Annotated in this window: 16 protein-coding genes; 15 read left to right on the forward strand and 1 reads right to left on the reverse strand. The window is 39.9% G+C overall.

The window, feature by feature from the left end:
* The first annotated feature begins 35 nt into the window (after positions 1-35).
* From ACFG4S_RS29645 to ACFG4S_RS29715, 15 genes are all read left to right on the forward strand, one after another.
* Positions 36-887 (forward strand): phytanoyl-CoA dioxygenase, encoded by an 852-nt coding sequence (locus tag ACFG4S_RS29645; RefSeq protein ID WP_392532469.1) that lies wholly within the window; start codon positions 36-38, stop codon positions 885-887.
* Between the two features lie 163 nt (positions 888-1,050).
* Positions 1,051-1,608, forward strand: a complete 558-nt coding sequence (rfbC, locus tag ACFG4S_RS29650; RefSeq protein ID WP_392532470.1) for a dTDP-4-dehydrorhamnose 3,5-epimerase — start codon at positions 1,051-1,053, stop codon at positions 1,606-1,608.
* A 46-nt stretch (positions 1,609-1,654) separates the two neighbouring features.
* Positions 1,655-2,893: a glycosyltransferase gene (locus tag ACFG4S_RS29655; RefSeq protein ID WP_392532471.1), complete on the forward strand. Its 1,239-nt coding sequence runs from the start codon at positions 1,655-1,657 to the stop codon at positions 2,891-2,893.
* 236 nt (positions 2,894-3,129) lie between these two features.
* On the forward strand, positions 3,130-4,443 hold the full coding sequence (locus ACFG4S_RS29660; RefSeq protein WP_392532472.1) for an NAD(P)H-dependent oxidoreductase: 1,314 nt from the start codon (positions 3,130-3,132) through the stop codon (positions 4,441-4,443).
* A gap of 173 nt (positions 4,444-4,616) precedes the next feature.
* The gene (locus ACFG4S_RS29665) at positions 4,617-5,717 is read left to right on the forward strand and encodes a glycosyltransferase (RefSeq protein WP_392532473.1); all 1,101 of its coding nucleotides are present in this window, start codon (positions 4,617-4,619) and stop codon (positions 5,715-5,717) included.
* Positions 5,718-5,875: 158 nt separating this feature from the next.
* Positions 5,876-8,104: a GumC family protein gene (locus tag ACFG4S_RS29670; protein ID WP_392532474.1), complete on the forward strand. Its 2,229-nt coding sequence runs from the start codon at positions 5,876-5,878 to the stop codon at positions 8,102-8,104.
* 685 nt (positions 8,105-8,789) lie between these two features.
* A complete protein-coding gene (gene hepC / locus ACFG4S_RS29675) occupies positions 8,790-9,509 on the forward strand; it encodes a heterocyst development glycosyltransferase HepC (protein WP_392532475.1) in 720 nt (239 codons plus the stop codon).
* A 168-nt stretch (positions 9,510-9,677) separates the two neighbouring features.
* Positions 9,678-11,519 (forward strand): heterocyst formation ABC transporter subunit HepA, encoded by a 1,842-nt coding sequence (hepA, locus tag ACFG4S_RS29680; protein ID WP_392532476.1) that lies wholly within the window; start codon positions 9,678-9,680, stop codon positions 11,517-11,519.
* A gap of 229 nt (positions 11,520-11,748) precedes the next feature.
* Positions 11,749-12,588 (forward strand): hypothetical protein, encoded by an 840-nt coding sequence (locus ACFG4S_RS29685; RefSeq protein WP_392532477.1) that lies wholly within the window; start codon positions 11,749-11,751, stop codon positions 12,586-12,588.
* 70 nt (positions 12,589-12,658) lie between these two features.
* On the forward strand, positions 12,659-13,861 hold the full coding sequence (locus tag ACFG4S_RS29690) for a glycosyltransferase family 4 protein (protein ID WP_392532478.1): 1,203 nt from the start codon (positions 12,659-12,661) through the stop codon (positions 13,859-13,861).
* A gap of 35 nt (positions 13,862-13,896) precedes the next feature.
* Positions 13,897-14,880: a glycosyltransferase family 2 protein gene (locus tag ACFG4S_RS29695; RefSeq protein ID WP_392532479.1), complete on the forward strand. Its 984-nt coding sequence runs from the start codon at positions 13,897-13,899 to the stop codon at positions 14,878-14,880.
* Positions 14,881-15,094: 214 nt separating this feature from the next.
* Positions 15,095-16,339 carry a glycosyltransferase family 4 protein gene (locus tag ACFG4S_RS29700; protein ID WP_392532480.1) on the forward strand — a complete coding sequence of 415 codons (1,245 nt, stop codon included), beginning with the start codon at positions 15,095-15,097 and terminating at the stop codon, positions 16,337-16,339.
* Complete coding sequence (locus ACFG4S_RS29705; RefSeq protein WP_392532481.1) at positions 16,257-17,207, forward strand: glycosyltransferase family 2 protein; 951 nt, start codon at positions 16,257-16,259, stop codon at positions 17,205-17,207. The genes ACFG4S_RS29700 and ACFG4S_RS29705 overlap by 83 nt, the downstream gene beginning before the upstream one ends.
* A 47-nt stretch (positions 17,208-17,254) precedes the next feature.
* Entirely contained in the window at positions 17,255-18,685 is a 1,431-nt protein-coding gene (locus ACFG4S_RS29710) for an O-antigen ligase domain-containing protein (RefSeq protein ID WP_392532482.1), read from the forward strand.
* Positions 18,686-18,782: 97 nt separating this feature from the next.
* Positions 18,783-19,904, forward strand: coding sequence for a glycosyltransferase family 4 protein (locus ACFG4S_RS29715; protein WP_392532483.1), 1,122 nt, complete (start codon positions 18,783-18,785; stop codon positions 19,902-19,904).
* A 227-nt stretch (positions 19,905-20,131) separates the two neighbouring features.
* Here the strand turns inward: ACFG4S_RS29715 and ACFG4S_RS29720 are convergent, their stop codons facing one another.
* A complete protein-coding gene (locus ACFG4S_RS29720; protein ID WP_392532484.1) occupies positions 20,132-20,323 on the reverse strand; it encodes a hypothetical protein in 192 nt (63 codons plus the stop codon).
* Positions 20,324-20,390: the final 67 nt, after the last annotated feature.

Here is a 20,390-nt window from a genome sequence, read left to right on the forward strand (position 1 = left end):
AAAAATATACATCAACAATAGAAGGTAACCACGCCATGTTTAGTGTAATTCAACGCAAAATATCTACATTATTTTCTGATTTGGAATACTATGTAGCTCTTGTGAAGCATAGCAGAAAATTGCCAGCATTAGAAGAAGGCGATCGCCAAATTCTAAATACTCTCAAAAAAGACGGTGTTTATGTTACAACACTTGCAGATTTAGGGTTAAGCTCTAACTCCGAATTACTCAAGGCTGCTTATCATCAATTGTCTCAGATGGAAAATCCCAATAACAACCATCTAGATGAAAAGTTACCCCAAATTTCCACAGTTACAGGCTTGGCAGAATTTTATGCCTGGGGAAAGGAGAAAAGGCTACTGAACATCATCGAAAATTATATCGGTCTTCCCGTTGCTTTTCATGGTGTACATTTACGCAAAGATTTTCCTAGCAAACATCAGTTTGGGACACTGTTATGGCATAGCGATGCGGAAGACCGTCGGATTATCAAAATCTTTGTTTACTTAAATGATGTAGAAGAAAAGACTGGGCCATTTGAATACATTCCCCGTTCTTTAACTCCTTTTTTTAGTTGGAAATATTTTCGCCTTTATTATAGACTTTTCAAGTCTGGTTATATGGGTATTGACGATGAAGAAGTCAAACCAGTCATTCCTAAATCAGCTTGGAAATCGTGCCCAGGGCTAGCAGGTACAGTCATTATTGTAGATACGAAAAATACTTTACATCACGGCACAGTCCGCACAGAAGAACGGTCAACACTATTCTTTTGTTACACTGCTAACCCCCCTGAAAGACCAGACCTCTGTACTCAATATTGGGATGATACTTATCCGAGAGCAGAGTTACGTTCTGGTTTAGATGCAGTTAAAGTTTCGATTTAGTATCTCACGCAGAGGCACAGTACTTAGGCTCATTTGGACTACGCTCAATGACCAACGCTCAAATCGAGCGACTAGCACTGAGCGGCGTCGAAGTGAGTCGAGATTCAGTGACCCGCGCAGAGAGAAGAGTGAGTAAGTCAACATTTATTTTCAAGGAATCATCATGATCTTTACTAAAACAGAACTCAAAGACGCATTCATTATTGACTTAGAAGAAAAGCCAGATCATCGTGGTTTTTTTGCCCGGAGTTTCTGCGCTCAAGAATTTGAAGCACACGGCTTAAAGCCAACAGTTGCCCAATGTAACCTTTCTTTTAACTATAAAAAAGGCACTATTCGGGGAATGCACTATCAAATTTTGCCAGCAGCAGAAACAAAATTAATTCGCTGTACTAAAGGCGCTATCTATGACGTAATTATTGATATGCGTCCGGAATCTCCCACTTTTCTATCACACATCGGTGTAGAACTAACCCCAGAAAACCGCCGCGCTTTGTATGTTCCAGAAATGTTTGCCCACGGTTATCAAGCACTCACAGATGAGACTGAAGTTGTTTATCAAGTAGGTGAATTTTACACACCTGGATATGAGAAAGGTTTACGCTATGATGACCCATTTTTTAATATTGATTGGCCTTTAGATGTAACTGAAATCTCTGAAAAAGATTTAAATTGGCCTTTATTAAGAATGATGACCGTCGGTGGTACAACTTCCAGATAATCTCAACTCTTCCTCTCCGTGCCTCTCCGTCTCTGCGTGAAAATAAATGCCAAATCCCATCTTATCCCGCATCAGCAACACTGTTTCTTTTGTCTCCAAAAAAGTCCAAGCTCGCATCAATTACGCTAAGACTTTACAAGTTGTTTCCCTAACACCCAAACAACCTTCTAAAGGAAACGTACTTCTTTCTTATCGGATTGAACCATTCTTATTAAAACCAGGTCAGTCAATGCCTAATGACCATACTTGGTATTGGGAAGTCTGGCAAATAGCCCAAACTTTTTTAGATCTCCGCTATAACGTTGATGTCATTCAGTTCCACAATGATAAATTTGTTCCTCAAAAAAATTACACATTTTTCATTGATATTCGTCATCGAATGGAAGCCCTAGCACCAAAGCTGAATCAAGATTGCATCAAAATTTTTCATGTTGACATTGCTAATATGGTATTTCGCAATGCAGCTGAATGCAACAGGCTTTTAGAACTTCAACAACGCAAAGGAATTACTTTAAAACCACAGCGTTTTGAAATCCCGAATTTGGGAATTGAATATGCCGATTGCGCTACCGTCTTAGGTAACGATTTTACAACTGGCACATTCAAATATGCCAACAAACCAATGTATCGCATCCCCATTTCTTCACCTGTAGTTTATCCCTTTCCGGATAAAAAAGATTTTGCAGCTGTCAGAAAAAACTTTCTCTGGTTTGGTGGTAGCGCTTTAGTTCTTAAAGGGTTAGATTTGGTTTTAGATGCCTTTGCCCAAATGCCAGAATACCATTTAACGGTTTGTGGTCCAGTCAGTAATGACAAAGAATTTGAGAAGGCTTTCTATAAAGAACTGTACGAAACATCTAATATTCACACTTATGGTTGGATTGATGTTACTAGCCCTGAGTTTATAGATGTGACAAATAATTGTTTAGGACTTGTTTATCCTTCCGTATCTGAGGGACAGTCAGGAGCGGTAATCAGCTGCTTACAAGCCGGATTAATTCCAATTTTGAGCTATGAATCTGGTGTGGACGTTCACGATTTTGGTGTGATTTTTGACAACCTTTCCCTCGAAGAAATTAAGGCGAAAGTAACAAAAATTTCAAATTTGCCTGTTGAAGACCTAAAACTTATGTCTGGTAAAGCATGGGAATACGCAAGAGCAAATCATACCAAAGAAAAGTTTGCTCAAGCATATAAAAATGCTGTGGAGGAAATGCTTCAAGACCAGAACTCTAAAAAACAGAGCTATTCTATAGAGTCTAGTAAACAACTAGTTAATAATTAGCTCTGGTGATTATAAATTGCGGCTACACAAACCCAGTCCGCACTTCTCAACGATACGCTGCGCGAACGACAAGCTCAGTGACCACCTGTGCGGACTGACAAAAAATTAAGTGTAAGATGTCGCGAATGCCAATTTATCTGGAAAATGTACCTAATATTTAGCTGTAAAAAATTATTAAGTACAAAATTATCGGGAATTTGTAACACAACAAACAGTTCTATAAAGGAGTTTAGTTCATGATTATTATCGATCGCGCCTTACAAGCCAGAGCAGCAGCAGGCAATCCTATTAAAGTGGGAATGATTGGTGCTGGTTTTATGGGTCGAGGAATTGCCAACCAAATTGTCAATTCTGTGCCAGGAATAGAGTTAGTTGCTATCTCCAATCGCCAGATTGATGCAGCCAAACAAGCTTATTCAGAAGCAGGGATTGAAGATATTCAAGTTGTTGCAAATATCGGCGAATTAGAAGATGCGATCGCCAACGGTAAGTATGCAGTCACAGAAGACGCTAAATTACTGTGTCGCGCCGAGAGTATCGATGCACTCATCGAAGTCACAGGTGCGATCGAATTTGGCGCTCAGATTGTTATGGAAGCGATCGCTCATTGCAAACATGTGATTATGATGAATGCCGAACTCGATGGCACCATTGGTCCCATCCTGAAAGTCTATGCCGACAAAGCAGGTGTCATCCTCAGTGCTTGTGATGGCGATCAGCCAGGGGTACAAATGAACCTCTACCGATTTGTGAAAAGCATTGGTTTAACTCCTTTATTGTGCGGTAACATTAAAGGACTCCAAGACCCCTATCGCAATCCCACCACCCAGGAAGGATTCGCTAAACGTTGGGGTCAAAAGCCCCACATGGTGGCTAGCTTCGCCGACGGAACCAAAATTTCCTTTGAGCAAGCGATCGTTGCCAATGCCACAGGCATGAAAGTCGCCAAACGGGGAATGCTCGGATATGACTTCAACGGTTATGTCGATGAAATGACTCAGTTATATGATGTTGACCAACTCAAAGAACTGGGCGGTATTGTTGATTATGTAGTTGGAGCAAAACCCGGCCCCGGCGTCTATGTATTTGCGACTCACGACGATCCCAAGCAACGCCACTATCTGAACTTATACAAATTAGGTGAAGGTCCCCTTTACAGCTTCTATACTCCTTATCACCTCTGTCATTTTGAAGTTCCCCTATCTGTAGCCCGCGTTGTTTTGTTCGGCGATGCGGTGATGTCTCCAATCGCAGGTCCCTTAGTAGATGTGATTACCACCGCCAAAATCGACTTGAAAGCTGGAGAAACCTTGGATGGCATCGGTTACTACATGACCTACGGACAGTGTGAAAATTCCGATATCGTCCAACAGCAAAATCTCCTACCAATCGGTTTAGCCGAAGGATGTCGCTTAAAGCGAGACATTTCTAAGGATCAAGTCCTGACATACGAAGACGTAGAGTTACCTGAAGGCAGACTTTGCGATCGCCTCCGAGCTGAGCAAAACATCCATTTCGCCCCAGAAAAAATCCTGGCGACAGTTGGGTAATAGCGTTTCATATTATTAACGTGGGGACGGGGGGGGACGGGGGGATGAGGGAGACAAGGGGACAAGGGGACAAGGGGACAAGGGGACAAGGAGATAAACAAAACTCCTAACTCTTAACTGCTAACTCCTAACTCCTAACTCAGCACTCAGCACTCCCAATGTAGGTAAAATTCATGAAAATTGCTCTAGTCCACGATTATTTAACCCAGCGCGGTGGGGCAGAGCGTGTATTTGAATTGCTTTGTAAGCGCTATCCGGAAGCAGACATTTTCACATCTCTGTACGATCCGCAAAAAACTATCGATCTAGGCGATCGCGTAGTTAATACAACTTTCTTACAAAAGATTCCCTATGCAGCAAAGTATTTTAGGTCAATGGCTCCTTTGTACTTTCCTGCTTTTCGTGCCTTGGATTTACAAGAGTATGATTTGATTATTAGTAGTAGCACTAGCTTCGCCAAAGCAGTGCGAAAAAATCCCAATGCTCGCCACATTTGCTTTTGCCATAATGTTACCCGTTTCTTATGGGATACGACAACTTATTTAAAGGAGTATGGAGACTATAAATATTTTGCTCCTTTAATCGAGCAAGTCTTCCAAGTAATGAGAAAGGTAGACCTGAAATATTCACAGGAACCTGACCTTTATATTGCTAACTCTAGTGTTGTTGCCCGCCGGATTGAAAAGATTTATGGCAAACAGGCAATGATGGTTAACTATCCAATTGATACTAGTAAATTTGTTTTTTCCGATATTAAAGATGAATATTATCTTGCCTCTGCTCGAATGATTAGCTATAAGCGTCTTGATATCATAGTCGAAGCTTTTAATTGGCTAGGGTGGAATTTATTAATATCAGGTGATGGACCAGAACTCGAACGTTTAAAATCAAAAGCATTACAAAATATTCAGTTCTTGGGACATGTAAGTGATAAAATCCGCAAAGACTTGTTTTCTCAAGCAAAATCAATTATTGTTGCAGCTTTAGAAGACTATGGATTAGTTCCAGTAGAGGCTAATGCTAGTGGTACACCAGTTATCGCTTATGGAGCAGGTGGAGTATTAGATACTCAAATACCTGGTGAAACAGGAGTCTTTTTCAAAAGACAAACACCAGACTCATTGCAAATTGCATTATTAGAAGCCAAAGGAATCTCTTGGGATTACGATCGCATCCGTAATCATGCAGTTGCCAACTTTTCCGAAAATGCCTTCTTTGGTAAAGTTGAGCAAATTATCAACCAAGCTTGTGGTGTGCATCAATTATTCATTTAATTTCTGAATCTCTTCCGACTACAAGATTACCTATTTATTTTATCTCTCTTCCTTGGTGTCATTCTTTTAGGAGATGCTATATGAAGAAAGTTAGTTAAAAAAATAGGTATTCTTCGGAGTATCTCTTAGCGTAAGTCTCGAAGACAAGGATAATAAAAGTGGTTCAAACGAGTCTAAATCCTCATATAACTCCAGCTTCTGAAACTGAACCAAGCTATGGACAAATTTTTACCGTATTTATACGAAGATTCCCTTGGTTTTTAGTAGTCTTTATTAGCTCTCTTGCGATTGCAAGTATGGTAACTTTAAAGACCAAGCCAACTTATAAAAGTTCCATGCAACTGCTAGTAGAACCTAACTATCAAGGTAAGACAGAAGGTGCTGGGTTAGACAATCAATTTACCGATTCTAACGTTGTTATAGATACTGCAACTCAGCTTAACTTGATGCAAAGTTCAGGACTTATCCAAAAAGCAGTTGATAAACTTCAGTCTGATTATCCAGACATCACCGCAGGCGAGATTAAAGGTTCTTTGGTCTTAACTCAATTAAGAAGCAAAGAAGATAATGTTGCAACTAAAATATTTCAAGTTGAATACACTGCTGGAGATCCAGATAAAACACAAAAAGTTCTGGCTGCAATTCGCCAAGTTTATCTTGAATACAACAAAGAACAACAGGATTCCCGTTTACAAAAGGGTCTGCAAATTATCAGGGAACAGTTAAGTAAAGCCAGTGAAGAAGTAAAAGCAGGTGAGACAAATTTACAAAGATTTCGTAGAAACCAAAATTTAATCGATCCAGAATCACAAGCCAAAGCAATTGAGACCGCTTTAAATAATATTGCCCAAGAACGTCAGACAACTCGTTCTCAATATGGCGAGGCTTTAGCACGCCAAAAATCTTTAGAAGAACAACTTAATCGTTCTCCACAAAATGCCTTAGTAGCTTCTCGTTTGAGTCAATCTGTTCGCTATCAAAGCTTACTTAATGAAATCCAAAAAACCGAACTAGCACTAGCACAAGAACGCTTACGTTTTACCGATCAAACTCCCAGCGTCCAAAAGCTCAAAGAACAGCTTCAGAGCCAGAAAGAATTATTGCAACAAGAGGTAGGAAGAACTTTAGGTGGACGTTCTGCTAGTGCATTCACTTCTACAGATTCTCTCTTAGAAAAAGGACAGCTTGGTCAAATTGATCTCAGTCTTGCTGGTCAGTTAGTAGAAACCCAAACAACCATAGTTGCTTTAAGTGCCCGCGATCAAACTTTAGCTCAGAAAGAAAACGAATTGCGTTTTGAAATCAAACGCTTTCCGCCTCTATTATCTTACTACAATCGGATGCTACCACAGTTGCAATTTAGTCGTGAAAGATTAGAGCAACTTTTAAGAGCAGAACAGCAATTGCGGCAAGAACTTTCTAAAGGTGGATTTAATTGGGAAGTTGTAGAAGAACCTCAAAAAGGTGGACAATTAGGTCCTAATCTTCAGCAAAATTTGCTGTTAGGTGCAGTGGTTGGGTTTATGTTAGGAGGTATTGCTGCCTTTATTCGAGAATCAGTTGATGATGCAGTCCATACCACTGCTGAATTAGAGAAACAAATACCCCTACCATTGTTGGGAATAACTCCCAAATTACCGCCAGCTAAACCAAAAGAATCAATGATTAAGTTGCCTTTTGGCAAGCCAGAAGTTCTCGCTCCTTGGACAATTCAAGTATTGCAATCTCCACCGCGTTGGGAATCGCTGGATTTGATTTACAAGAACATTGAACTTTTAAATACTGTTTCTAATTTAAAATCTTTGATGGTAACCTCGGCTTTGGCAGATGAGGGTAAATCAGCTTTAGCATTGGGTTTGGCAATGAGTGCTGCTCGTTTACATAAAAGGGTACTGCTGATTGATGCCAATTTACGCGATCCCAGTCTGCACGAACAGCTGAATCTTCCTAATGAACAAGGGCTTTCAACTCTACTGGCTAGCGATGCAACTCTACCCAACCAGATTAGTATTCAATACTCAGGCTCAGCCTATATCGATATTTTGACTGCTGGTCCCAAACCTGCCGATCCAGCTAATCTGTTGAGTTCTCCTCGGATGATGCAACTGATGGCAGCATTTGAAGAGAACTATGATTTGGTACTCATAGATGCTTCGCCAGTCCTCGGTATGGTAGATGCCATGCTCACCGCATCATCTTGTCGTAGTGTTGTTATGGTGGCAAGTATCGGTATTGTGACACGAAGCCACCTGACTCAAGCTACAGCCATGCTGAGCAAGTTAAACCTGATTGGGGTTGTAGCTAACGGGGTATCAAACTCTAGCAGTAATTACGTACCTTATATCAAACAACAACAGTTAGCCCTGCGCCAGGCTGTAGAAAAATAGATTTATTGGGCATTGATTAGTCGGTGCATTGTGCGCGTTGGCCTAGATCCCCCACTTCTTCAAGAAATGGGGGATCTAAATCCACATATCTTTTTAACTGAGCAAGAAAATTTGGGGTGGCACAGCTGTGCTACCCTACTTTTTTTGGGTAAAAATTTCAATTTGTTACTATCAGGAAAAATTAAGTATATTTATGCTATCTTTATGGCTTTCGATAAAAAATACTAACCATTTAAAGAGTGAATAAAGAAATTATTTAAGCGATCGCTATTTCTACGGACTCTTATATTCTAGAGATTAAAGGACTTACGAAAACTTAGAAGACAAGAGTGAACTCGTTTTGTTAAATCTCTCGACACAAATAACACTTCAGTACAATTAAACGTAGATATAGATTTATAAGTAATTTCCCTCTACATTTCTCTACTGTCAGTAGTTTCCGGAAAAATACCAATTACCCATGAATCTTGATAATAACGTTGCTCGTAATTCAGCATCAGGTTTTAGACCCGACTCTACCTATAAATTTCTTTCAGCTAGGGTTTAAATCTCCATTTCAAACATAATTACGAATTAGTTTTCAATTATCTCCAACTTTTTGGATTAACAACAAAATTTGGGTCTTTGGCATTCATAGCCTCTGATAACGCCTCAGCAATTCACTCTTGTATAAACCCAAAGACATATGACAAGTTCAATAATTCCAACTCTAGAGAATTTCTATGATCTAACCCAGCCACACCGAGATAATCATTCTGGGTACTGCACACTCCAGTGGCGACGGGGTAAACTGTTGGTGAAGTCACCTGGCCAAGTGAAATTACCATATTTACCTTTATTAAATAGTGAGCGATCGCTAGTAGAATGCTTAAAACGTTCTCCTGTAAGTTTGGTTAGCATAGATCCAAAATTAGGTGAAGGTTTACTACAGTTTTGGGCTGATGCGTGTGAACAAGCTGATAAACCAATATTTCTACGCATACCTGTTAGTAATAAATTGCCAAAACAAGGTAACCAAACTTTCAGATTGTTACAGCGAGTAATTGATTGGATGATTGCTTTAGTGTTGCTGCTATTACTCAGTCCAGTTATCCTAGTATTGATTGTATTGATGCAAATTTACTCGCCAGAGTCAGTTTTTTGCCATGAATGGCATGTTGGAGAAAGAGGTAGACTTTTTCGAGCAATTAAGTTTTCTAGAACTGCAAAGCACAACATCATACCGCTAGCAGCTTGGATGCATAAATACAATCTCGATAATCTGTCACTGTTATTTAATGTGCTGCGAGGTGATATTAGTTTGATGGGATCTCGTTCTTGGACTTTGACGGATGCAATAGAACTCAGTTCACAAGGACAACTAGTTGAAGAAGAATTCAGAATGGGCTACGCCCCCCTACGCTAACATAATTCAGAATTCAGAAATTTATCTGTACGCTAATTGATAGTTTCATTGTCATGATTCAGGAGTTAGAATTCAGAATCTAGAATTCTGACTCTTTTACAGACGTGATTAATTGCGTCTCTCCTAACTCTTCACTTTTTAGATGCCAAATTATTATTAGAACAATCAATGCTCTTGAAACTTACTCAATCACTCCGTAATGTGTTTAAAGCTACCAGCTTTTGGAAAGAAAACTATTTGATATTGCAGGAATTTAAACACTTTCGCAAAATTGCAATCTTAGCTCTGGTATTCTCGATTTTGGCAGCGACATTTGAAGGTATCAGTATTGGTTTTTTACTTTCTTTTTTGCAAAGTTTGACTACTCCAAATGCTCAACCTGTCCAGACCGGAATAGAATGGTTTGATATTTGGATTTTAGGAGCTAAGACATCTGCACTTAATCGTCTATATCGCATATCTTTGCTGATTTTATTGAGTACTTGGTTACGTGTTGCCTTCAATTATTTTTCGCAAGTCTATATTGAATTATCTCAACTTCATCTTGGCGATCGCTTACGCAAGCAAATTTTTGAACAGTTACAATCTTTATCGCTAAGTTACTTTTCTAAAACTCGCTCTGGCGAACTAATTAACACAATTACCACAGAAATTGAAAGAATAAGACAGGGTTTTAGTGGCGGAGCATTTTTGTTTACTAGAGGACTAACAACTGTTGTCTATTTAATATCAATGTTTTTGATATCATGGCAACTAACTTTGATTTCAGCATTACTATTTACACTTTTGGGTGTAGGATTATCCAATCTAAATGCTAGGGTCAGAGAATCAAGTTTTGGTCTAACAAATGCTAACGCTAATTTTACATCAACAGCCGTAGAATTTATTAATGGCATTCGCACTGTTCACTCTTGTGGTACTCAAGAATTTGAACGCCAACGTTACTATAAAGCTAGTGACAAAATAGTAAGTAGTACAACTAAAGTTGTATTCACTTGGACACTTGTTAAGCCAATTGCTGAAGGCGTAGCTACTACAGTATTAGTAGGAATGATTATTTTAGCATTCACTAGTCTAGTTAGTAATGGAACTCTACAAGTTGCTTCTTTACTAACATTCTTCTTTGTGCTATTTCGTTTTATTCCATTCGTTCAAGATATTAATGGCACAAGAGCATTTCTCAGTACTTTACATGGTTCAGCAGACAACATTAAAAATCTGTTAAAAAGTGAGAAGAAAAATTATTTTCAGAATGGCAGAATTAAGTTTAATGGGTTACAAACATCAATAAATTTAGTGTGTGTAGATTTTGGCTACGATGATGAAAATCTAGTGCTGCATAATATTACCCTAACCATTGAAAAGGGAAAAATGACAGCATTAGTTGGAGCCTCTGGTGCTGGTAAAACAACCCTTGCTGATTTAATTCCGCGATTTTACAATGCTACAGAGGGAAATGTTTACATCGATGAAGTTGATGTGCGGCTGTTTGAAATTAATTCCCTACGTCGCAAAATAGCTGTGGTTAGTCAAGATACTTTTATCTTCAATACTAATGTTTGGCAGAATATTGCTTATGGGACTCCAGACGCCACAAATGATGAAATTCAAGAAGCTGCTCAACTAGCAAATGCACTCGAATTTATTTTAGAAATGCCCGAAGGTTTTAATACCCAATTAGGAGATCGGGGTGTTAGATTATCTGGAGGACAAAGACAGCGAATTGCGATTGCGCGGGCTTTGCTACGGAACCCAGAAATTTTGATTTTGGATGAAGCAACCAGCGCTTTAGATTCTTTATCAGAAAGGTTAATTCAAGATTCATTAGAAAAGCTATCTGTTGGTAGAACAGTAATTGCGATCGCTCACCGTCTTTCTACTATTGCTAAAGCCGATAAAGTCGTAGTTCTAGAAGCAGGGCGGATAGTAGAACAAGGGAAATATCAAGAATTACTGGGACGCCAAGGCAAGCTTTGGGAATATCACCAGATGCAATACTATAATTCTTAATACTTCTCTACGAGAGGCTGCGCCAACGGCTACGCGGTAGTTGAGCATAGTCGAAACTCAGTACAAGTTCGTAATACTTCGGCTCCCTTCTCCTGTCGGAGACGCTGCGCGAACGGCTTCGCGGTAGTTGAGCGTAGTCGAAACTCAGTACAAGTTCGTAATTCGTAATTGAATAATTACGAATTAATTCTCCTATCCGATTATTTATAGTTTGAACGAGGAAAAATAAATGGTAAATATAGGATATCACACTGCTAAAATGCATGGTAAATTTAATCGCTCTGTATATAAAGCAGCGATTTCTCAGATTGTCAGCATCCCCATCAAACAAAGTCGGAAAGTTTCGATAAGTGTTTATGCTTTATCATGTGAACGCGATTTGCCAGAACAAGTTGCAAGTATTCGCTCATTCATTCGTCATGTTGGCATTCCAGATACATTCACTGTAGTTTCTGATGGTAGTTACACGGATTCTAGTTGTAATTTACTCTGTCGCATCCATCCTTGCGTTGAGGTAATACCTTTACAAAAGTTCGTGAGAACTGATTTACCTCAATGTGTTCTTGATTATGCCCAACTACATCCAATGGGCAAAAAATTATCGGCACTAATGTCAATTCCTGTTAATGGTACTACGATTTACACTGATTCAGATATTTTATTTTTTCCCGGTGGAATTGACTTAGGTAATTTGAGTAAATCGGACAATAAATACTCTCTTTATCTACCTGATTGTTCTAGCTCACTAGATGAGCGAATTATTTATGATGATTCTGAGAGGTTAAATCCAGTAAATGGTGGATTTATCGTATTTAGGCATGAACTTGACTGGACTTTTGCTATTGAACGTTTAGCGAATCTTCAAGAAACTCCTTCTTATTTTACTGAACAAACAATTGTTCATTTGACAATGCATCACAATCATGGTGTACCTCTCTGCTCAAAAAAATATGTTCTCAATGTAGAAGATCAGTTCATCTATCCAGATAAATTTGCAAGTAAAAAAAATGCTCTTAGACATTATGTTAGTGATGTCAGACACAAGTTTTGGTTTAATGCTGGCATATAAAATTATGAGTTTCAGCATCTATTTATATGAGCATTATAATGGATAATTACGTGAAAATAACTGGTGATTAATGCCTAACTCAATCAATAATCTCAAGCAAAACGAGAAACAATTGCACAGTCAACTTGTTGAAAAAAACCTGATTTATCAATGCTCTAATTTTGAGGTAGGTGAAGGCGGGGGTGTTGAAACCTATTTAGGTTCTCTATTTGACCATCGTCCACCTAATGTTAGCGATCGCGTGATCAAATCGCTTAAGGGTGTTGACCAAAGTCAGTTTAGATTACTCCACATCCACAGCCCAGACCTATTATTGCAGCTTACAGGTGAATGTCCTACAGTCTTCAGTGTCCATAATCATGGGCTGTATTGCCCTAGCGGTACAAAGTATTTAGCCGGACAGCGCACAATCTGCGATCGCAACTTCTCTTATTTAGGATGTACCTGGGGTAAACTAGTAGACAAATGTGGTACCCGTAGACCACTAAAAACTGTCAAAGAGCTTCAAACCACTCAACAGTTTTTAAATGTTTTAAAAAAGAGAAAAGTTACTTTTATTGCTAATAGTGAATATGTGCGTCAACAGTTAATTAAAAATGGCATATCATCTGAGAAAACTGTAACAGTACATTGTGGTATTTCTCTACCCCAAACACCAACTGCACCTCTAAGTTTAGAAGTTCACCAAAATCAGAGAATTTTGTTTGTTGGTCGGATTGTTTCTGATAAAGGTTTGGAATGGTTGATTAAAACATTAATACATACAGACCCACAAATTAAACTTGATATTGCTGGTGAAGGTTGGGAACGACCACGGTTAGAAAAGTTAGCAAATACGCTCAAATTGAATAACCGAATCACTTGGCATGGTTGGTGCGATCGCCATCAAATTAATCAACTTTATCAACAGTGTTTTGCAGTTATTTTCCCCAGTGTTTGGCCTGAACCTGCCGGTCTTGTGACTCTTGAAGCTTATGCTCGTTATCGACCTGTAATTGGTAGTGCAGTAGGAGGGATTCCAGAGCATTTACGAGATGGAGAAACGGGTATTCTTGTTCCAGGCAATGATATTCAAAAAATGGCTGATGCCATTAATGATTTGTCTAAAGATTATCAAAAAAGCCGACATATGGGCGAACAAGGTCATGCTTTATTGATGAAAGAATTCACAATGGATACTCATGTTAAAAATCTGCAAAAAATTTATGCAGAAACAATAGCTGAGTTTGATTATCACAGGGAAAAAATATATAGTATCCCTCAATCTAAATAATTATTCTTACTTAGAAAAATCAGCAGAGAAAAATTATGTCATTGTATCAACAACCATTAGTCAGCGTTATTATCCCTACTTATAATCGACCTGAATATCTTAAGCAAGCGATCGCTAGCGCTGTTAAACAAACTTATCAAAATATTGAAATTATTGTTTCTGATAATTGTAGTCCACAAAATACCCAAGCTATTGTTGCATCTTTTGGTGATTCACGCATTAGATTTTGGCGACACGAGCAAAACGTGGGTATGCTTCCTAATCAGCAGCATGCGTTCAAAATGGCGCAAGGTAAATATGTTGCTAGCCTTCATGACGATGATATGTGGAATGAAGACTTTCTCACAAAGTTAGTACCACCCTTAGAAGCAAACCCTGAGTTAGTTCTCGCTTTTTGTGACCAATATATCATAGATGCAAATGGTATAATTAATAATATTGGTACTGAAGCAAATACACGCGGTTATAAGCGAGACAAACTAACACCAGGAATTCATAAAACTTTCTATAAAATTGGGTTAATAGATAAAAGTATACCCACTGCTGCATCTTGTGTAATTCGTAATAACTTTGTTGATTGGGATAGTATTCCCTCAGAAGTTGGTGGAATGTGGGATTTATATTTAACCTACCTTTGCTGTATATCTGGTCGTGGTGCTTATTATTATCCAGAAAGATTAACGCGATATCGTGCCCATGAACAAACTGATACTATGCTCAGTGGTAGCCGAGATGTACAGGCAAAAATTCGCAAGGCTAAAAGCGAAATGTTTTGTTATCAAGCCTTTCTCGAAGATGTTCGTCTACAACAATTTAGAACACACTTTCAACAAAAATGGTTGGAAGCTAATACCACATTGGGAATTGGTTTACTACGAAGTGAACAGATAGCAGCAGCACGTCCTTATTTTTGGCGAGCGCTGAAAAAACAAAAATTTAATGTCCGAACTTTAGCGGCGCTTACTCTGAGTTTCACTCCGCATTTTTTAGGAAATAAGTTAATAGGAGCATCGAAATAATCAAGTAATCGGAAGTTATTTGTTTAAACGAACCGCATACCCCTCTGGGGAAGCAAGCTACGCGTTAGCGTCTCCCCTTCTCCCAAAGGGAGAGGCTAACGCCAAGGGAGAAGGACGCAAAGAGCGCAAAGGGAAAGAAAGAAGATTATTTTTTAAGTCTTTTTCTGCGCCTCTGCGTCTCTGTGTGAAATTTTATCCTTCAAAAAAGTAGTGTATGAAACTTTGTATTGTTACCCATAAAATCAAAAAAGGCGATGGTCAAGGCCGGGTAAACTACGAAGTTGCTCAAGAAGCAATTCGTCGTGGTCATCAACTAATATTATTAGCAAGTGAAATTGCACCAGAATTAGAACACAATAGTCAAGTTGATTGGGTTGCAATTCCAGTCGAAGGCTATCCCACGGAATTTGTGCGTAATTTCATCTTTTCCCAAAAAAGTGCAAATTGGTTGCGTCAACATCGCTCTGAGATTGATTTAGTTAAAATCAATGGTGCGATTAATCTGGCTGCGGCTGATGTGAATGCTGTACATTTTGTCCACAGTTCATGGTTGCGATCGCCAGTTCACATTTCCCGCAACCGCCGAGACTTATATGGCTTGTACCAGTGGCTATTTACGGCTTTTAATGCCCGTCGCGAAAAACAAGCTTTTCAAAGAGCTAAGGTTGTTGTAGCAGTATCCGAAAAGGTCGCCCAGGAATTAGTCAACATTGGTGTACCCCGTTCTGGGATTCAGGTAATTGTCAATGGTGTAGATCTAGAAGAATTTGCTCCTGGTAAAAGCGTAGGCATATCCCAACCTAGCGATGCCTGCGGCGGGCTACGCCTACGCCAAAAGTTAGGTTTACCAGAAAAAGAAAATGTCACCCTAGCACTGTTCGCCGGAGATATCCGCACACCAAGAAAGAACTTGGATACAGTGCTGCACGCCCTAGCGAAAGTTCCCGATTTACATTTGGTCGTCGTTGGTCATACCGAAGGTAGTCCTTTTCCCCAAATGGCAGCATCTTTGGGGTTAAATCAACGCGTTCATTTTGTGGGATTTCGCCGTGATATCCCCGAAATTATGCGAGCGGTAGATTTATTTATTTTTCCTTCCCGATATGAAGCTTGTAGCCTCGTATTGTTAGAAGCACTTTCTTCAGGATTGCCAGTAATTACTGCCGCAGCTACCGGTGGCGCAGAGTTGGTGACACCAGAATGTGGCATCGTTTTATCAGACTCAGATGATATCGATGCTTTGGCAATGGCGCTGATGTCTTTAGACGCGCAGCGGATGCAGCAAATGGGTGAAGCTGCTCGTTCTGTGGCAGAACAACACAGCTGGAGTACTATGGCAAAAACTTATGTGGATCTATTCGAGGAGTTAAGCAAGAATGCGGAACACCGTTCTCATACCAACTTATCGCCGTCCACAAGACCTATCACGCTGCCTTTTGGCGCTACAGAAGCAAACTAAACCCGTCGCTCAGGTGATAGTGGTTGTCCGCGATACGGATGCACAAACGTGGGAATTTCTCGCCCAATTTAAAGCCGATAACCTACCACTACAACCCGTGAAAGTTACACAATCGGGGGTAGTCGCAGCCTTGAACGCCGGACTGGCTGCGGTGGAGGGCGATATTGTTTCTATTACTGATGATGATGCTGCACCTCATCCTGATTGGTTAGAGCGCATCGCCGCTCATTTTACCTCTGATAGTCGCCTTGGCGGTCTTGGGGGGCGTGATTGGGTACATCACGGCAGTAAATTAGAAGACGAATCGCGCTTAGTTGTCGGACAGTTGCAGTGGTTTGGGCGTGTGATTGGTAACCATCATCTCGGAGTAGGAGAAGCTCGTGAGGTCGATGTTCTCAAAGGCGTAAACATGAGTTTTCGTAAAGAGGCCATCGGACAATTGCGCTTTGACGAGCGAATGCGGGGGACAGGAGCGCAGGTACACTTTGAAATGTCATTCACCCTGGCATTAAAGCGAGCTGGTTGGAAGATAATTTACGATCCAAATGTTGCTGTAGATCACTATCCAGCACAACGTTTTGATGAAGATCAACGAAATAACTTTAATGAAGTTGCCTTTATTAATTTAGTTCATAATGAAACCTTAGTTTTGTTAGAACATTTGTCATTTATCCGCCGAATTGTATTTTTATTCTGGGCAATCTTAGTTGGAACATGTGACAGTTTGGGCTTAGTACAATGGTTGAGATTTTTGCCCAGCCAAGGACAGTTGGCAAGTAAAAAGCTGTTAGCATCTTGGCGGGGGCGTTGGCAAGGATATCAAGAATTCAAAATTCAAAACTCAAAACTCAAAATTAAGGAAATTTGAATTTATTGCAAGCTGCCAAATTTATTTATGTGTAAATCTAAAATTGAATGAATTCTAGACAGATACTTTTTAATAGTTTTTCAGAAGAAAACTATTCTCCTGAAGAGCGATCGCTACAAGGATGGATGGCGATCGGAGGCTTCATATTATTAACTGTGGTTTGCTATTTTGCTGGTGCGGCTGCATTATTGCGTCTAGTTTATCCGGTAATAGCTTTAGTAGTAGCGGTCTTTTTATACTTACGCCATCCCATTCTCTACATCAGCTTTACTTGGTGGATTTGGTTTCTCACACCCTTAGCTACCCGCTTAGTTGACTATCGAGTTGGCTGGGATGCTACCCGCCAAATGCTCATAGCACCTTATTTAGTGGTGTTTGTCACCATAGCAACTTTTTTCCGACACTTTCCTCGCGCCTCTCGCCAAGGAGGTTTAGCATTTGTTTTGGCTTTTATCGGAGTCTTTTACGGCTTCTTAATCGGTCTAATTTATAATCCACCAATTCCTGTAGCACGCGGTTTATTAGATTGGCTCAGTCCCATAATCTTCGCTTTTCACCTATTTATAAACTGGCGAGATTATCCCAGCTATCGCCAAAATATTCAGCGAACATTCCTTTGGTCTGTCTTGATTTTAGGGACTTATGGTGTCTATCAATTTGTTGTAGCTCCTGAATGGGATAGGTATTGGCTTATACAATCAAAACTATTCATGAGTTCTGGAAACCCTGTACCTTTTGGTATGCGGGTTTGGAGTACATTGCACTCAGTCGGTCCTTTTGGTTCAGTTATGCAAGCTGGCTTGCTGTTGTTATTTACTAGTTCTGGAAATTTAATTTTTCCCGCTTCAGCCGTTGGTTATTTATCCTTTTTATTGACACAAGCGCGGACTAATTGGGGAGGCTGGTTATTGGGAATAATTATGATTATTGGTTCAGTCAAAGCCAGAATTCAAATGCGCTTAGTTACCATAATTTTGGTGATGGCAATTTGTGTTGTGCCATTGACAACAATCGAGCCAATTTCTGGGATTGTCGCAGCTCGGTTAGAAACTTTTTCCAATCTTCAAGATGATACCAGTTTTAAAGATAGATCCGGGAGTTATGACAAAAACCTGAGTCTAGCTCTTTCTAATGGTCTAGGAAATGGGTTAGGAAATATCTGGAAAGTTAATGAAAAAACTGGTCAAATTGAAGTAGTAGTAATTGACAGTGGTATTTTAGATATGTTTTTCACCCTTGGTTGGTTTGGAGCAATCTTTTATATGGGTGGATTAATATTGTTAATTATTAGTGTTAGCCAATATGGTGAAGGTCGTTTTGATAGTTTTATCAGTGCTGCCCGTGCCATTGGTATTAGCTCTGCGACACAACTAATTATTGGTAGCGGCATGTTAAGCGTCGCAGGTATGATTCTTTGGGGATTTTTAGCGATGGCTATGGCAGGGCATAAATATTATCAAAATCAAAATAATTTATAATTATGAATTATTTTGATTTTGATTTGACTGGATGGGAATTATTTTTGTCGCTCGTTAAAAACAAAATCTTACAACTTAAATAGGATTACTATAGGTTATGAAAGTAATTATTGTAATGCCACTAGCCGAACAACGAGGCGGCGGTGAAATGATGCTCTGGGATTTAGTGCAACAGGGACGTAATGCTGGTGTAGAGTGGCTAGTAATATTTTTAGAAAACGGCCCGATGGTCGAACAAGTAAAGTCACTTGGCATTGATGCGCGAGTTGTGGAAAGTGGACGTTTACGCCAAATTCACCGTTTTATTGCTGCTGTTTTTCGGATAGCTGCGATCGCCCGCGACGAACGTGCAGATATAATTGTCAATTGGATGTGGATTACCCACATATCTGGAGGTCTAGCGGCGATGTTGGCGGGTTTACCTGCTGTATGGTATCAGCTAGAAGTTCCTAGTGATAAAACCTGGTTAGTCCGACTTGCTACTTTAATTCCAGCCCAAGCAATTATCACCCTCTCCCAAGATGGTAAGCAAGCACAGGCAGAGATTTGGCCCCACAGACCAACACCTTTGGTTTATCCTGGTGTCGCACTAGACCGATTTGAACCTAATGCTTTACCAACTCCTGAAGAAGCACGGCGTAAATTAGGCTTACCTTTGCACGGGCCATTGATTGGAATTGTCGGACGATTGCAACGCTGGAAGGGAATGCACGTATTGGTACAAGCAATGCCCAAAATTTTACAGAAGTATCCTGATGCCCATTGTGTAGTGGTTGGCGGTAAGCACGATTTAGAACCGGATTATGAGGATTTTTTAAAAGCAGAAATCGCAGGTTTAGGCTTGAAAGAGCAAGTAATTATGGCTGGGTTACGGCGCAATATCCCAGAGTGGGTGCAGGCGATGGATGTATTTGTTCATGCATCGGATAAAGAACCCTTTGGTATTGTGATTATTGAGGCGATGGCGCTAGGAAAACCTGTGATTGCTGGCGACGCCGGGGGACCGACGGAGATTATTACCGATGGGATGAATGGCCTATTAACACCTTACGGCGATGCGGATAAATTAGCGATCGCTATTCTGCGTTATCTTGATGAGCAAGAGTTTGCCCAAAGTGCGGGAATCGCTGCACGACAACGCGCGCTGGATTTCTCAACCCACAATTATGCTCAAAACTTTATCAATGCCCTTCGTTCTGTAATACCAAGCGTTTCATAGATTACAAAGACACGATAAATCACCGTCTCTACAACAATCCGTATTTCGTAGAGACGGCTATTTATCGCGTCTCTTGCTTTAACCCTATTTTAGTTTTGTGAGTTGCGCTTAGCTTAACCCAGGCTAGTTAATTCAAAATCAAAACCTCAATCTTTATTAGAGTAGACACCACCTCCATAAACTGCAAAGCCACCGTATACAAAAGCTGGCATAATTAGAACAATCCATCATTTTCCGAACAGCCACCATTGATTTACAGGTGTACTCGGATCAATATTGTTAGTGATAAAGAACCCCAAAGCAGTTGCTAAACCCGCTATCACATGAATGTAGAGAGGGCATCTGAAGCCAGCTTTCCACCACGCCACCATAGCAGATATCAAGATAAAAGCGATAAAAATAACTTGGATCGTACTCACGTTTAGTCCTCAACAAATTGAACTCCTTCAATCGTGTTCAGTAATCTCAATATGTGAGTGCTTTACA

This window comes from Nostoc sp. C117 (assembly GCF_043099735.1).
GTDB lineage: Bacteria > Cyanobacteriota > Cyanobacteriia > Cyanobacteriales > Nostocaceae > Nostoc.

Bases quoted from the DNA above. Each gene is read 5' to 3' on its own strand.
- ACFG4S_RS29690 (WP_392532478.1), top strand. From the start codon at position 12,659: ATGCCTAACTCAATCAATAATCTCAAGCAAAACGAGAAACAATTGCAC.
- rfbC (WP_392532470.1), top strand. From the start codon at position 1,051: ATGATCTTTACTAAAACAGAACTCAAAGACGCATTCATTATTGACTTA.
- ACFG4S_RS29700 (WP_392532480.1), top strand. From the start codon at position 15,095: ATGAAACTTTGTATTGTTACCCATAAAATCAAAAAAGGCGATGGTCAA.
- hepC (WP_392532475.1), top strand. From the start codon at position 8,790: ATGACAAGTTCAATAATTCCAACTCTAGAGAATTTCTATGATCTAACC.
- ACFG4S_RS29715 (WP_392532483.1), top strand. From the start codon at position 18,783: ATGAAAGTAATTATTGTAATGCCACTAGCCGAACAACGAGGCGGCGGT.
- ACFG4S_RS29665 (WP_392532473.1), top strand. From the start codon at position 4,617: ATGAAAATTGCTCTAGTCCACGATTATTTAACCCAGCGCGGTGGGGCA.
- ACFG4S_RS29710 (WP_392532482.1), top strand. From the start codon at position 17,255: ATGAATTCTAGACAGATACTTTTTAATAGTTTTTCAGAAGAAAACTAT.
- hepA (WP_392532476.1), top strand. From the start codon at position 9,678: ATGCTCTTGAAACTTACTCAATCACTCCGTAATGTGTTTAAAGCTACC.
- ACFG4S_RS29660 (WP_392532472.1), top strand. From the start codon at position 3,130: ATGATTATTATCGATCGCGCCTTACAAGCCAGAGCAGCAGCAGGCAAT.
- ACFG4S_RS29695 (WP_392532479.1), top strand. From the start codon at position 13,897: ATGTCATTGTATCAACAACCATTAGTCAGCGTTATTATCCCTACTTAT.
- ACFG4S_RS29705 (WP_392532481.1), top strand. From the start codon at position 16,257: ATGCGGAACACCGTTCTCATACCAACTTATCGCCGTCCACAAGACCTA.
- ACFG4S_RS29685 (WP_392532477.1), top strand. From the start codon at position 11,749: ATGGTAAATATAGGATATCACACTGCTAAAATGCATGGTAAATTTAAT.
- ACFG4S_RS29655 (WP_392532471.1), top strand. From the start codon at position 1,655: ATGCCAAATCCCATCTTATCCCGCATCAGCAACACTGTTTCTTTTGTC.
- ACFG4S_RS29645 (WP_392532469.1), top strand. From the start codon at position 36: ATGTTTAGTGTAATTCAACGCAAAATATCTACATTATTTTCTGATTTG.